Origin of the sequence: Burkholderia sp. BCC1998 (genome assembly GCF_905339875.1) — a bacterium.
Classification (GTDB): Bacteria; Pseudomonadota; Gammaproteobacteria; order Burkholderiales; family Burkholderiaceae; genus Burkholderia.
Genome location: NZ_CAJPHE010000006.1, coordinates 235769 through 248518 on the forward strand (window position 1 = coordinate 235769; position 12750 = coordinate 248518).

Sequence of the window (12750 nt, forward strand, 5' to 3'; positions counted from 1 at the left end):
ATCGTCCGGCATCGTTCCCAGTCAAACCGCAATCGCAAACATCGGAAAACGCCCATGTCCTACGACAACAACAACCCGTTCGCCCGAATCCTGCGCGGCGAACTGCCGTGCGTGAAGGTCGCCGAAGACGACGCGACCCTCGCGATCATGGATCTCATGCCGCAGGCCGACGGTCACGTGCTCGTGATCCCGAAGGAGCCGGCCGCGCAGATCTTCGAGCTGTCCGGCGACGCGGCCGCGGCCGGCATCCGCATGACGCAGCGCGTCGCGGCGGCCGTGCGCGCGGCGCTCGGGCCGGACGGCGTTTTCATCGGCCAGTTCAACGGCGCGGCGGCGGGCCAGACGGTCCCGCACGTGCATTTCCACGTGATTCCGCGCTGGGAAGGCGTCGAGCTGCGGATGCACGCGCGCGACATCGCCGATTCGGCGACGCTCGAATCGGTCGCCGAGCGGATCCGCGCGCGTTTCGTGTAACGCGTAGACGGCGCGTGGTTCGGGCGGCGCCAGCGGGCGCGTGCCGCGACGCCGTGCGCGCCTGTTTCAGCGGTCACACCACGTAACACGTGTAACCGCTCGCGAAACGTGTCCCGGTGGCCCCGGCGCTAGACTCCGCGCATTGCCGCATCGAGCGACGGGAAGGGCCGGTTGTCTCTTCCGTGCCGGCCGTCGCAGGCTGCGACGGCGTGGTTTTCGCGAGATGCAACGTGCCCTCTTCGCCGGGAATCGAGTCATGTACAAAATCCTCATCACGTTTGCGCTGATCGGCGGCCTGTCCGGCTGCTATGTCGCGCCGCCTTACGGCTACTACGCACCCGCGCCGGCCTACTACGGCTATGCGCCGGCCTATTACGCACCGCCCGTCAGCGTCGGCATCGGCGGCAACTTCCGCATTCGCTGACCGGGCGGCAGGCGCGGGCGCCGCCCGCACGTCGAGCGGCCCCGTCGTTCGACGCTTGGCCGCCGCTTCCCGCACGGACGACTCGCGCGCCGCATGACGGCGCGCGTGCGCATGGCCCGCCCGGGTTCCTATACTTCACAGGAAAGCCCACTCCGGCGAGGCAGCCATGGCCGTTACGCGCAAGGTCGCAATCGTGGCGAGCGTCTCCACGCTCGTCTATCTCGGGCTCGCCGTGCTCGGCATCGGCGGGTACGCCGCCTTCTTCTCGCATCCGCAACTGACCGTCATTGCCGTCGCGACGCTCGCGCTGGCCGTCGCCGCGTTGTTCACCGAAGGCAACCTGAGCGCCGGCGAACGCGAGAACCGCGACAACCGCTGGGTGCTCGCGGCGTTCGCGGCCAGCGGGTTCCTGCTCGCTTACCTGCCCGCGCTGACCGACCGGCTCGACGTATGGACCTTCGGCGGCGACACGGTGCGCTGGATCGGCGTCGTGCTGTACGTCGCGGGCGGCGTGCTGCGCATGTGGCCCGTGTTCGTGCTCGGCAAGCGCTTCAGCGGGCTCGTCGCGATCCAGCCGGGCCACACGCTGGTGACGGACGGTATCTATCGGAGAATTCGCAACCCGAGTTATCTCGGCCTGCTCGTCAATGCGGCCGGCTGGGCGTGTGCGTTCCGCTCGGGCATCGGGCTGCTGCTCGTCGCGTTGACGATGATCCCGCTGGTCGCCCGCATCCGTTCCGAGGAAGCGTTGCTGCGCGCGCAATTCGGCGCCGAATACGACGCGTACTGCGCGCACACGTGGCGGCTGCTGCCGGGCGTGTACTGACCCTCGTTCGTCCTGGATGGCCCGGTCGATCCCGGCCGCCTCGTGGCGCACCCGCGATGTGTTGCCACGTGTGTCCGAACCCGCGCGACGGGCGCTTCCGGCACCGCCTTCGAGTGCGGCCGGCCCACGGCCGGAGCCCGTGCCGGCGGGCTTTGCTGGCGGTTTTCGGCAACCTTTTCCGGTCCCGTTGCGGTAAACAACTTGTTACCAGAATGTCGACGGCAAGGGGACACGACCGGTGCTATTCTTCGCCGCAAGCTCATTGAAATGAATTGGTCCGGGATTCGGCACAATGCCGGCATCGGCGTCGATCGATTCAGATCGTCGTAACGAGCAGACCTTTAATAACCAGATTGCGAACAAGGAAGAATACGGGAATGTGGAAGAAAATCGCCCCCACTCTCGTCGTTGCCGTGCTGACCGGCGCGACCGCACTGCCGGCAATGGCCGGTGACATGAACAACGCGCTTGGCGGCGCGCTCGGCGGGGTTGCCGGCGCAGCGGTCGGCGGCGCGGTCGGCGGCAGCACGGGCTCCGTGATCGGCGGCGCGATCGGCGGCGGCGCGGGTGGTGCCGTGACGTCGAACCGTCGCGAACGCACCGGCGCGATCATCGGCGGCGCACTCGGCGGCGGCGCGGGTACCGCGGCCGGCAACGCGATGGGCGGCCGCACGGGCGGCCTGCTCGGCGCAGCCGTCGGCGGCGGCGCCGGCGCGGCGCTCGGCGGCAACCTGTCGCGCAACTCGTACGACCGCGGCGACTATGGTGATCGCGGCCATCGTCACCGCAAGCATCGCCATCACCGCGACTGGGACTGATCCCCGCGGGCGCGGCACGGTGCGCGGTTCGCGCACCGGCGCGCCCGACGCGGTGGCACCCTCCGACAGCCGGCCCGGCAGCTTCAGCCGGGCGGCCGTCGCCGGCAAGACCGGCACCTTCTCCCCTTCGGCAGTTCATGCCCAGCCTCGTTCGACGGCTTGGCGCCTTCTCTCCCGCCTGACTTTTCCCGCTTGTAGACGGCATCTCCCGTTGCATCGACATGTAGCCGGGCAGGTTCGGCCGACCCCGTTTCGATATTGCTGATCGACGCGTTGGCGTCCGGTCATCAGGATTTCCCTCATGCGCCGACGCATCCGCGGCACGCGTTCGCCGGCCGTCGCGCACCGCGGCGGGTAGTGGGAAATCGAATGGATGGCATCGCAACATTTAATTGGTCGATCAGGATCGACTTCGCTATCGTCAACGCTGCCCGCGTACGGAATCGAACCGTGCCGTCCCCCGTGCCCCGCCGCATCACCCCGAGTGTCCGCGGCCCGGCCGCCGGACCCGCAAGCATGGGGCGCCCCGCCCGCTGAACCGGGCGGACCCGTCGCGAAGCCTGGCCGACCGAACGAAGGCGCCCGCGCTTTCAAGCCACCCCGGCAACGATGTCCCGCCGCCGCATGCGTGCCCCACGCGCGTGCCGCGCCTGCCGTTGCGACCCGGGGCCGGACCAACCCATTGCCTGGATGCTTTATGTCTAAGACAACGTATTACGCGCCGCATGGCGGCCACCCGCCGCAGACCGATCTGCTGACCGATCGCGCGATGTTCACCGAGGCGTATGCGGTCATTCCGAAGGGAGTGATGCGCGACATCGTCACGAGCTGGCTGCCGTTCTGGACCAGCACGCGCCTGTGGGTGATCGCGCGTCCGCTGTCGGGTTTCGCCGAAACCTTCTCGCAGTACATCGTCGAAGTGAACCCGGGCGGCGGCAGCGACAAGCCCGAGCAGGACAAGAACGCCGAAGCCGTGCTGTTCGTCGTCGAGGGCGAGGCCGAGCTGACGCTGCAGGGCAAGCAGCACACGCTGAAGCCGGGCGGCTACGCGTTCATTCCGCCGGGCGCCGACTGGACGCTGCACAACGTCAGCGATGCCGCCGTGCGTTTCCACTGGATCCGCAAGCACTACCAGGTCGTCGACGGCATTCCGCTGCCGGAAGCGTTCGTGACCAACGAGCAGGACGTCGAGCCGATCCCGATGCCGGGCACCAACGGCGCGTGGGTGACGACGCGCTTCGTCGACATGAGCGACATGCGTCACGACATGCACGTGAACATCGTGACTTTCGAGCCGGGCGGCGTGATTCCGTTCGCCGAGACGCACGTGATGGAGCACGGCCTGTACGTGCTCGAAGGCAAGGCCGTCTATCGCCTGAACCAGGACTGGGTCGAGGTGGAAGCGGGCGACTTCATGTGGCTGCGCGCGTTCTGTCCGCAGGCTTGCTATTCGGGTGGCCCCGGCCGCTTCCGTTACCTGCTGTACAAGGATGTGAATCGTCACATGAACCTGACGCTGAATCCGGCGCGTTAAGCGTCGCGCGCGTCGGATCGGAAAGCCCGCTGGTGCATGCCGGCGGGTTTTTTTCATTGTGACCTGTGACCCGTCCGGAAACAGATCGACACGTTTTGCGGACGCGAAGAAGCGCCGGATGGAGCAAGGAATCGAGCGGAAGCAGAACCGGTCGCTAAACCGAAATCAGGCCCGCTACCGCGTGGCCTCTATTACATTGTCGACAGACAGACTGGCGGTCGCTTGGGACGGCTCCATGATTTTGCGCGCACGGCGCAACGGTTCCGATTCCGGGCACCGCCATCAAGGCATATGGAATCGTCGAGGTCTGGTAATGAAAGCGGTCCGCTACAGCATCAATTTTCTTGCAACGGGCGCTCTCGGCGTGCTGCTCGCGCGTTGGTTCGTCCGACTTCCAATCGGGACGTCGATTCCGTCAACCATCGAATCGGTGATGGCGCTTTTCGGCGTCGACACGATCGCACATGCCGATGATGTTGAAGGAGTCGGGCTCCTTCTCGTTCTCGGTGTTTGCCTTGGCATCGCGGGTCTGATCGTACGGGGCGTGAATCGGTTGATGCGGCGATCGACGCGCCCCGGTTGACCGATGACATTCGCACGAGTCAACTCGCCGATCTGACGCGGACATTTTTTCGGGCCACGCGATGCGATGCGGCCGGCGCGGCAGTGTGCTCGTGCACTACAGACCCAGCGCGTTCGCGGCCAGCCTCGCGACCTCCAGCCTCGTATCGGGCGGCAGTTCGTCGTCCATCAGCCATACCGCCGACAAGCCCGACCACGCGAGAATCCATTGCAGCAACCGCCGCCGGTCGAGCTGTGCGGCATCCGCAACGAGCACGACGCGACGCTCGAAGCGCGCGGGATCCACAGCGATGTCGTGCGCGGGATTGCAGAACAGGTTCGCGTAGTCGAACGCGCGATCGCCACGCAGCCCCTTCGGGTCGATTGCGAGCCAGCCGCGATCGCCGAAATACAGCAGGTTGCCGTGATGGATGTCGCCGTGCAGCACGACGTCGTCGACGGGCGGCACGGCCAGCAGCCGGTGCGCCGTCGCGGCCGAACGCCGCAGCACGTCGTCGTCCGTGTCGTGCGACAGCAGCGCGTGGAACCAGTCGGGCAGCGGCACGACCGCGGGCGGAGCCGGTGCGCGATGCGCATGCAGCCGCGCGACCACGCGACATGCGATCCGGATCGCGTCGTCGTCGTGTCCCGCGGCGGACAGGCCGGTGAGCGTCGGCGCCGGCTGCGCGCGTTCGAGCAGCACCGCGTCGCTGTCGTGCAGCCACACGCGCGCGGCGCCATCCCCGTTCCACCAGGTCATCAGCGCATTGCCGCGACGCTCTTCGTCGCAGGTCGCGACTTTCAGCATTGCCGGCCGTGTGCGCCAGACGACCGGCAACAGGCCGCCGCTCGCGGTCAGGATCGGGCCGCCGTCGGGAACGAGGCCCCACAGGTCGAGGTATCGATCGAACATCCGACGATGGTACAAGCGAACCGGCTCGCGCGCCCGGTGCGCTCGGCCGTGACGACATGCCATAGGCGCGTATGCACCGCGCGAGCGGCCCGGCGCGCTTTCCTAAATAAAATTTAGCCAGCCAAACTTTGGCTAAAGAATGTTCCGGTTTCGCGCCATCCCTTCGACAATGCGCGCCTTTCGCGACGATCGGCGCCGCTCGCGCGCCGGCCGTCGCGGCACTGAAGAAGGAGCCCGACATGACCGACCCCACCGCCAACCCATCGCCGCCCCCCGCGCCACCGTCCGCACCGTCACGCCGCCGCGCATGGCGCATGCTCGCGGGCGCGCTGCTCGGCCTGACGCTCGCGTGCGCGGGCATCGGCGCATGGACGATTCACCGCATCTGGACGCAACTGCCGTCCGTCGAACATCTGGCCGCCTACCGTCCCGCGCTGCCGCTGCGGATTTTTTCGCGCGACGGCGACCTGTTGGCCGAGTACGGCGTCGAGCGCCGCGAGTTCGTGCCGCTCGAACGCATTCCGCCGCTGATGCGCCACGCGCTGCTCGCGGCCGAGGACGCGAAGTTCTACCAGCACGGCGCGATCGACGTCGGCGGCCTCGCGCGCGCGACCTTCGCGAACGTCGTGACCGGGCAGCCGGGGCAGGGCGGCAGCACGATCACGATGCAGGTCGCGCGCAATTTCTACCTGACGCGCGACAAGGTGCTGAGCCGCAAGCTCGCCGAGATCCTGATGGCCATCAAGCTGGAGCGCGAATACGGCAAGGACAAGCTGCTCGAGCTGTATATGAACCAGATCTATCTCGGCGAGCGCGCGTACGGTTTCGCGGCGGCCGCGAACGTGTATTTCGGCAAGCCGCTCGACGCGCTGAGCGCGGGCGAGGCGGCCGTGCTCGCCGGATTGCCGAAGGCGCCGTCCGCGTTCAACCCGGTCGTCAATCCGGCGCGCGCGACCGCACGGCGCAACTACGTGCTCGGCCGCATGCATGCGCTCGGCGAACTCGACGATGCGACCTATCGCGCGGCGCTCGACCTGCCGATTGCGCTGGCGACCACGCCGCCGCCCGGCATCGTCGCGGCGCCGTACGTCGCGGAGCGCGCGCGCCGGATGATGGTCGAGCGCTTTCACGACGACGCCTATACGCTCGGCCTCGACGTGACGACGACGATCTCGATGCGCGACCAGCGCGCGGCCGAGGCCGCGCTGGGGCGCACGCTGCGCCGCCAGCCCGGCAAGCGCGATGCGCGCAACGGGCTCGAAGGCGCGCTCGTGTCGCTGGATGCGGCGACGGGCGACATGCTCGCGCTCGTCGGCGGCGCGGATTTCAACCGCAACGTGTTCGACCATGCATTGCAGGCGTATCGCCAGCCGGGGTCGAGTTTCAAGCCGTTCGTCTATTCGGCAGCGCTGGAGAAGGGCTACTTCCCGGGCGTGCTGGTCGACGATACGCAGCGCACGCTCACGCATGCGGAAACCGGCGCGCGGCCGTGGCGTCCGCGCAATTTCGGCAACCGCTACGAGGGCTTCATCCCGGTGCGGCGCGGGCTCGTGCGCTCGAAGAACCTCGTCGCGGTCAACCTGATGCAGGCGGCCGACGCGCGCTACGTGCAGCAGCACGCGGTGGGCTTCGGTTTCGACGCGCAGCGCAATCCGGCGTCGCTGCCGCTCGCGCTCGGCGCGGGCGCCGTGACGCCGCTCGAACTCGCGAGCGCGTACGGCGTGTTCGCGAACGGCGGGATACGGATGGTGCCGCGGCTGATCCTGTCGGTGAAGCAGCGTCATGGCGGGGCGATGTACGACGCGACGACGCCTGAAGGCACGCGCGTCGTGTCGGCGCGCAATGCGTTCGTGATGGACAGCATGCTGCGCGACGTCGTGCGGGCCGGCACCGCGCGCGGCGCGCTCGCGCTGCGCCGCGACGACGCGGCCGGCAAGACCGGCACGTCGAACGGCTCGAAGGACGCGTGGTTCGCCGGCTATTCGTCGGGCATCGTCGCGGTCGCGTGGCTCGGCTACGACACGCCGCGCACGATGGGGCGCGCGACCGGCGCGACGCTCGCGCTGCCGGTCTGGCTCGACTACATGAAGACGGCCGTCGACGGACGCACGCCGGTCGATGCGACGCCGCCGCAGGACGTCGCGCTCGTCGACGGCGATTTCGTGTACGCCGAATACACGCGCGGCACCTGCACCGCCGACATGCCGCCGTTCATCCGCAGCCGTTTTGCCTGTGGCGGTGCGCCGGCGTCCGATGCGCCGGACGGGCGCGGCATGCCCGGCGAGCCGATGCCGGCCGCCGTCGACGCGGCCGAACGCGAACGCGTGCTCGACCTGTTCCGTACCGAAGACTGAGGCGCGCGATGCATACGCTTTATCTGATCGCGATCGTCGCGGAGGCGATGTCGGGCGCGCTGATGGGCATGCGGCGCGGGATGGACCGCTTCGGGCTCGCGCTCGTCGGCGCGGTCACGGCGCTTGGCGGCGGCACCGTGCGCGACGTGCTGCTCGGCCACTATCCGCTCGGCTGGATCGCGCATCCCGAGTACCTCGTGATCACGCTCGCCGCGGCGACCGTCGCGTCGTGGGCCGCGCGGCACGTCGCGCGCATGAAGACGCTGTTCGTCACCGTCGACGCGATCGGCCTCGCGGCGTTCACGATCATCGGCTGCGACATCGGCGCGTCGACGGGCACCGCGCCGATCATCGTCGTGCTGGCCGGTGCGATCACCGGCGTGTGCGGCGGGATGCTGCGCGACCTGCTGTGCAACGAGATGCCGCTGATCCTGCGCGAGGAACTGTATGCGAGCGTCGCGTTCTTCACGGGCACGCTGTACGTCGGGATCCAGCATCTCGGCATCGACGCGGGGTTCGCGACGGCGGTTGCGCTGGCGGCCGGCTTCACGATGCGGATGCTGGCTGTACGGCTCGGGTGGAAGATGCGCACGTTCGGTGTCGCGGACGTCGAGCGTTGAGCGTTGAGCGAGGGTGCCGCACGGACGCGACGATACGCGTGTTCTACGCCTGCACCATGAGCGGCGGCGCCCCGTCACCCGTTTCCACCATCCTCACGGCGGACCCGTAGCACTGCGCGATATGGACGGACGACGTGTTCTACGCCGGCACCATGAGCGGCGGCGCCCCGTCGCCCGTTTCCACCATCCTCACGGCGGACCCGTAGCACTGCGCGATATGGACGGACGACGTGTTCTACGCCGGCACCATGAGCGGCGGCGCCCCGTCGCCCGTTTCCACCATCCTCACGGTGAATCCGTAGCACTGCGCAATATGGCCGGGCGTCATCACGTCGCGCGGCGCACCCTGCGCGACGATCGTGCCGTCCGCGAGCATCGCGATCGTATCCGCGTGCCGCGCGGCGAGGTTCGGATCGTGGACGATCGCGAGCACGCCGAGCCGCCACTCGCGCGCGACCGTGCGCACGGTATCGAGCAGCCGGTGCTGGTGCGCGAGATCGAGCGCGGCGGTCGGCTCGTCGAGCAGCAGGTAGCGCGGGCCGGGCTGCGCGCCGTCGTCCGGCCACAACTGCGCGAGCACACGCGCGAACTGCACGCGTGCGAGTTCGCCGCCCGACAGCGTCGTCACGTCGCGGCCGACGAGCGCGTCGGCGCCCGCGCGTTCGAGCGCCTGCCACGCGATGTCGCGATCGCGACGCGCGATCACGTGTCGCGCGCCGCCGCGCCGCGCATGCGGATAGCGGCCGAGCAGCACGATTTCGTCGACGCTGAACGGAAACGCCGGTTGCGCGGCCTGCGGCAGCACGGCGCGCAGGCACGCGAGCCGCGCCGCGTCGATGTGCGCGAGCGGCTCGCCGTTCAGCGTGATGTCGCCGGTCACGCGCGCGCCGTTCGGCGCGACGCTGCCGGTCAGTTCGCCCGCCAGGGTCTTCAGCAGCGTGCTCTTGCCCGCGCCGTTGCGGCCGAGCAGCGCGGTCACGCGGCCGGGTTCGATCGACAGTGACAGGTCGTGCAGAACGGCGCGGTGCCGGCGGGCGACGTCGAGATGATGGGCAGTCAGCATGATGGGTGCATGAAGGATCAGCCGCCGAGCGCGCCGCGGCTTTTCCTCAGCAGCGCGAGAAAGACCGGCGCGCCGAGCAATGCGGTGAGCACGCCGAGCGGAATCTCGGCGGGTGCGGCGGCGGTGCGCGCGGCGAGATCGGCGGCGAGCGTCAGCAGCGCGCCGAGCAATGCGGCGCCGGGCAGCACGACGCGCTGGTCGGGGCCGCACGCGAGGCGCACGCAGTGCGGCGCGACGAGGCCGATGAAACCGATGATGCCCGCGCACGACACGAGCGCGCCGACCGCGAGCGCGACCGCGACGAGCACGCGCCGCTTGAGCCGCTGCACGGGCACGCCGAGGTGCAGCGCCTCGGTTTCGCCGAGCTGCAATGCGTTGAGCGCGTCACGGTCGCGCGCGAGCAGCACGCAGCCGATCGCGACGCACGGCGCGACGGCCGCCAGCGCGGACCATTGCGCGCCGCCGAGGCTGCCGAGGCTCCAGAACGTCAGCGAACGCAACTGCGCGTCGTCGGCGACGAACGTGAGCAGGCCGATCGCCGCGCCGACCAGCGCGTTGATCGCGATGCCGGCGAGCAGCAGCAGCGGCAGCGCGAGCCGGCCGCGCGACGCGGCGAGCCGGTAGACGAGCGCCGCGACCGCGAGCGCGCCGGCGAACGCGGCGACGGGCAGCACGGCCGCGCTCGCGTGCGCGGCGAACAGCGCGGGGCCGAGCACGATCGTCGTCGTTGCGCCGAGCGCCGCGCCGCTCGACACGCCGACGAGCCCCGGGTCGGCGAGCGGATTGCGGAACAGTGCCTGCATCGCGGCGCCGGCCGCGCCGAAGCCGCCGCCGACCAGCAGCGCGAGCACGACGCGCGGCGCGCGGATGTCGAACAGCACCGCGCGCGCCTGCCGGGCGGCCGGGTCGCCGCTCAGCGCGGCCCACGCTTCCGCGAACGGAATGCGGTACGCGCCCACGCACAGCGCGATGACGGACATGACACACACGAGCGCGGCCAGCGCGGCCAGCGCGAACGGTACGAGGCGGCGCGACGCGCCGACGCGCGCGGCACCGGCATGCGATACGTGCGACCGCGCGGGGAAAGGCGAAGCATGAACAGGCATCGGGACGCTCCGGAATCAGGCGAGCGCATCCGACAGGCGCCGGTGCAGGGTCGTGACGGCGAGCGGCAGGCGCGGACCGAAGCCGAGCAGGAACAGCGCATCGAGCGACACGACGCGGCGTGCGCGGCCGGCCGGCGTCGCGCCGAAGCCGGGCGCGGCGAGCAGTGCGGCGCGGCCGCCGACCGCCGCGAGCCCTTCGTCGGAGATCAGCACGATGTCGGGGGCGGCGGCGGCCAGCGCCTCGGTCGTCATCGGCTTGTAGTGATCGAAACCCTGCATCGCATTGCGCGCGCCCGCGTAGCGGAGCATCGCGTCGGCGGCCGTGCGCTGGCCGGCGACGAGTGCCTGGTTGCCGGTATGGTTCAGCACGAACAGCACGCGCGGCGGCTGCGCGCCGTCCGGCACGCGCGCGGCGACCGCGTCGCGCGCGGCCTGCCAGTCGCGATCGAAGCGTTGCAGCAGCGCGGTGCCCGCGTCGCGCACGTTGAGCGCCTGCGCGACGCCGGTGATCTTCGCGCGCACCGAATCGACGTCGTGCCGCTCGTCGAACGTCGTGACCGCGACGCCCGCGCTTCTCACCTGCGCGATCGCGGCGGGCGGGCCGGCCTCCGCCGACGCGAGCACGAGATCGGGCCGTAGCGACAGCAGCCCCTCGGCCGACAGCGCGCGCTGGTAGCCGACCTTCGGCAGGCGCTTCGCGGCGTCCGGGTACGTGCAGGTCGTGTCGGTGCCGACGAGCCGGTAACCGCGCGCGTCGGCGCCGCCGAGCGCGAACGCGGTTTCCGCGAGCGCGCCGCCGATCAAGACGACGCGCTTCGGCCCGGCCTGCGCAAGCGCGCGCACCGGCAGAGCGCCCGCGAGCGCACCGGCCACCGCGCTTGCGAGCACGACGCGGCGTCGCGGCAGGAACGATCGCGCGCTCACCGCGCGTCTCCACGTGCCGCCGACGGAAGTGTCGCGACGAGCGCGCGCCAGTCGTCGCGTTCGACCTTGCCGGGCTTGCGTTCGCCGAACAGCAGCGCGACGTGGTCGCCCTGGCGATCGAACAGTTCGAGCGACGTGACGATGCCGTCGCTCGTCGGCTTCTTCACGACCCACGCGGCGGCGATCAGGTCCTCGCGCACGTGCAGGTTGAAGCCCGGGTCGAGCACGTTGATCCATGCGCCGACCTCGCGCACGTTCGCGACGGGGCCCGTGTGGATCTGGATCATCCCTGCATTGCCGACGAACACCATGATCGGCTGGCCGCTGCTCGCGGCCCGTTCGAGCACGTGACGCAGCGCGCGCGTCGCCTCGACCGGATACGCGTACCGCGGCTCGGCGAGGCGCAGCGCCTGCATGCGGCTCACGCCGAAGCGCTGCGTGATGCCGAAGAACTGGTGCGTGTCGGTCATCGCGTCCCATGCGGCGCGAAAGCCTGCGACGTCGATTCCGGTATCGGCACGCTCGGGCGTTTTCGGTGCGGCGGGCACGACGTCGAGCCCCGGCTCCTGCGACGTCGCGCGCCAGCGTTCGACGAACGCGTCGTACGCCGCGTGATCGCTGTGCGCGCGCAGGTAGACCTTGTGGATCGCATGACCCTGCGCGTCGAAGAACTGCAAACTCTTCAGCGGACCGTGCGCGGTCTCGTCGTGCACCGCGAACGCGGACGCCCAGTGACGGTAGAAGATGCGCAGGTCGATGTCGCCGAGCGCGAGGCCGACCGGGCCGTCGTGGCTCATCTGCGCATATTCGCCGTCCTTCTCGTGGACGGCCGTGTCGTTGCGCGTGAGCGCCATCACGCGGCCGAGGCGCGGCATTTCCTCGAACATCGCCGGAAAGCGCGCGTCGAGCCGCACCACGTGCCCGCCGACGAACGCGGCGAGCGCCTCGCCTTCGCTGACGCCGAGCGCCTGCGCGACGTCGCGGTTGCGCAGCTGGCGCTCGGCCTTGAGCTTGACGAATGCGTCGCGCAACGCGGCGGACGCGCGGGCCGGCGTGGCCGGCTGGCCGGGAAGGGCGGAATGCATCATGTCGGACTCCTTCAAGTAACGGTTGGGCAGGAACGCGCGATCGCG

13 protein-coding genes are annotated in these 12750 nt (G+C 69.9%); 8 read left to right on the forward strand and 5 right to left on the reverse strand.

Annotated features, from left to right (window positions below; all coding sequences use genetic code 11):
• Positions 1-54 precede the first annotated feature (54 nt).
• The 6 genes from U5A56_RS13775 to U5A56_RS13800 all read left to right on the forward strand — a co-directional run bounded on the left by U5A56_RS13775 (position 55) and on the right by U5A56_RS13800 (position 4659).
• Entirely contained in the window at positions 55-474 is a 420-nt protein-coding gene (locus U5A56_RS13775; protein WP_044848523.1) for an HIT family protein, read from the forward strand.
• Positions 475-730: 256 nt separating this feature from the next.
• Entirely contained in the window at positions 731-898 is a 168-nt protein-coding gene (locus U5A56_RS13780) for a hypothetical protein (RefSeq protein ID WP_185500310.1), read from the forward strand.
• Positions 899-1064: 166 nt separating this feature from the next.
• A complete protein-coding gene (locus tag U5A56_RS13785; RefSeq protein WP_321922842.1) occupies positions 1065-1724 on the forward strand; it encodes an isoprenylcysteine carboxylmethyltransferase family protein in 660 nt (219 codons plus the stop codon).
• A 377-nt stretch (positions 1725-2101) separates the two neighbouring features.
• Positions 2102-2542 carry a hypothetical protein gene (locus U5A56_RS13790; protein ID WP_124486109.1) on the forward strand — a complete coding sequence of 147 codons (441 nt, stop codon included), beginning with the start codon at positions 2102-2104 and terminating at the stop codon, positions 2540-2542.
• A 697-nt stretch (positions 2543-3239) separates the two neighbouring features.
• Positions 3240-4076: a bifunctional allantoicase/(S)-ureidoglycine aminohydrolase gene (locus U5A56_RS13795; RefSeq protein ID WP_124486110.1), complete on the forward strand. Its 837-nt coding sequence runs from the start codon at positions 3240-3242 to the stop codon at positions 4074-4076.
• Positions 4077-4194: 118 nt separating this feature from the next.
• Complete coding sequence (locus U5A56_RS13800; RefSeq protein ID WP_321922844.1) at positions 4195-4659, forward strand: hypothetical protein; 465 nt, start codon at positions 4195-4197, stop codon at positions 4657-4659.
• A gap of 96 nt (positions 4660-4755) precedes the next feature.
• On the opposite strand, the gene U5A56_RS13805 is transcribed toward U5A56_RS13800, so the two are convergent.
• Positions 4756-5550 (reverse strand): aminoglycoside phosphotransferase family protein, encoded by a 795-nt coding sequence (locus tag U5A56_RS13805; protein WP_321922846.1) that lies wholly within the window; start codon positions 5548-5550, stop codon positions 4756-4758.
• A 239-nt stretch (positions 5551-5789) separates the two neighbouring features.
• Here U5A56_RS13805 and U5A56_RS13810 point away from each other — a divergent pair, with 239 nt between their 5' ends.
• Positions 5790-7904 (forward strand): PBP1A family penicillin-binding protein, encoded by a 2115-nt coding sequence (locus tag U5A56_RS13810; protein WP_321922848.1) that lies wholly within the window; start codon positions 5790-5792, stop codon positions 7902-7904.
• A gap of 8 nt (positions 7905-7912) precedes the next feature.
• A complete protein-coding gene (locus tag U5A56_RS13815) occupies positions 7913-8524 on the forward strand; it encodes a trimeric intracellular cation channel family protein (RefSeq protein ID WP_044849048.1) in 612 nt (203 codons plus the stop codon).
• Positions 8525-8759: 235 nt separating this feature from the next.
• Here U5A56_RS13815 and U5A56_RS13820 read toward each other — a convergent pair whose 3' ends face one another.
• From U5A56_RS13820 to U5A56_RS13835, 4 genes are read right to left on the reverse strand one after another with little or no spacing between them, the layout of a single operon-like run.
• Positions 8760-9587 (reverse strand): heme ABC transporter ATP-binding protein, encoded by an 828-nt coding sequence (locus tag U5A56_RS13820; protein ID WP_321922850.1) that lies wholly within the window; start codon positions 9585-9587, stop codon positions 8760-8762.
• A 17-nt stretch (positions 9588-9604) separates the two neighbouring features.
• Entirely contained in the window at positions 9605-10693 is a 1089-nt protein-coding gene (locus U5A56_RS13825; RefSeq protein WP_321922852.1) for an iron ABC transporter permease, read from the reverse strand.
• 15 nt (positions 10694-10708) lie between these two features.
• The gene (locus U5A56_RS13830; protein ID WP_415749134.1) at positions 10709-11617 is read right to left on the reverse strand and encodes a heme/hemin ABC transporter substrate-binding protein; all 909 of its coding nucleotides are present in this window, start codon (positions 11615-11617) and stop codon (positions 10709-10711) included.
• Complete coding sequence (locus tag U5A56_RS13835) at positions 11614-12705, reverse strand: hemin-degrading factor (RefSeq protein WP_321922854.1); 1092 nt, start codon at positions 12703-12705, stop codon at positions 11614-11616. The genes U5A56_RS13830 and U5A56_RS13835 overlap by 4 nt, the downstream gene beginning before the upstream one ends.
• Between the last annotated feature and the right edge of the window lie 45 nt (positions 12706-12750).

Excerpts from the sequence above, each read along its gene's own strand:
- U5A56_RS13800 (WP_321922844.1), top strand. The coding sequence starts at position 4,195 with ATGGAGCAAGGAATCGAGCGGAAGCAGAACCGGTCGCTAAACCGAAAT.
- U5A56_RS13795 (WP_124486110.1), top strand. The coding sequence starts at position 3,240 with ATGTCTAAGACAACGTATTACGCGCCGCATGGCGGCCACCCGCCGCAG.
- U5A56_RS13825 (WP_321922852.1), bottom strand. The coding sequence starts at position 10,693 with ATGCCTGTTCATGCTTCGCCTTTCCCCGCGCGGTCGCACGTATCGCAT.
- U5A56_RS13835 (WP_321922854.1), bottom strand. The coding sequence starts at position 12,705 with ATGATGCATTCCGCCCTTCCCGGCCAGCCGGCCACGCCGGCCCGCGCG.
- U5A56_RS13785 (WP_321922842.1), top strand. The coding sequence starts at position 1,065 with ATGGCCGTTACGCGCAAGGTCGCAATCGTGGCGAGCGTCTCCACGCTC.
- U5A56_RS13775 (WP_044848523.1), top strand. The coding sequence starts at position 55 with ATGTCCTACGACAACAACAACCCGTTCGCCCGAATCCTGCGCGGCGAA.
- U5A56_RS13820 (WP_321922850.1), bottom strand. The coding sequence starts at position 9,587 with ATGCTGACTGCCCATCATCTCGACGTCGCCCGCCGGCACCGCGCCGTT.
- U5A56_RS13805 (WP_321922846.1), bottom strand. The coding sequence starts at position 5,550 with ATGTTCGATCGATACCTCGACCTGTGGGGCCTCGTTCCCGACGGCGGC.
- U5A56_RS13790 (WP_124486109.1), top strand. The coding sequence starts at position 2,102 with ATGTGGAAGAAAATCGCCCCCACTCTCGTCGTTGCCGTGCTGACCGGC.
- U5A56_RS13780 (WP_185500310.1), top strand. The coding sequence starts at position 731 with ATGTACAAAATCCTCATCACGTTTGCGCTGATCGGCGGCCTGTCCGGC.
- U5A56_RS13810 (WP_321922848.1), top strand. The coding sequence starts at position 5,790 with ATGACCGACCCCACCGCCAACCCATCGCCGCCCCCCGCGCCACCGTCC.
- U5A56_RS13815 (WP_044849048.1), top strand. The coding sequence starts at position 7,913 with ATGCATACGCTTTATCTGATCGCGATCGTCGCGGAGGCGATGTCGGGC.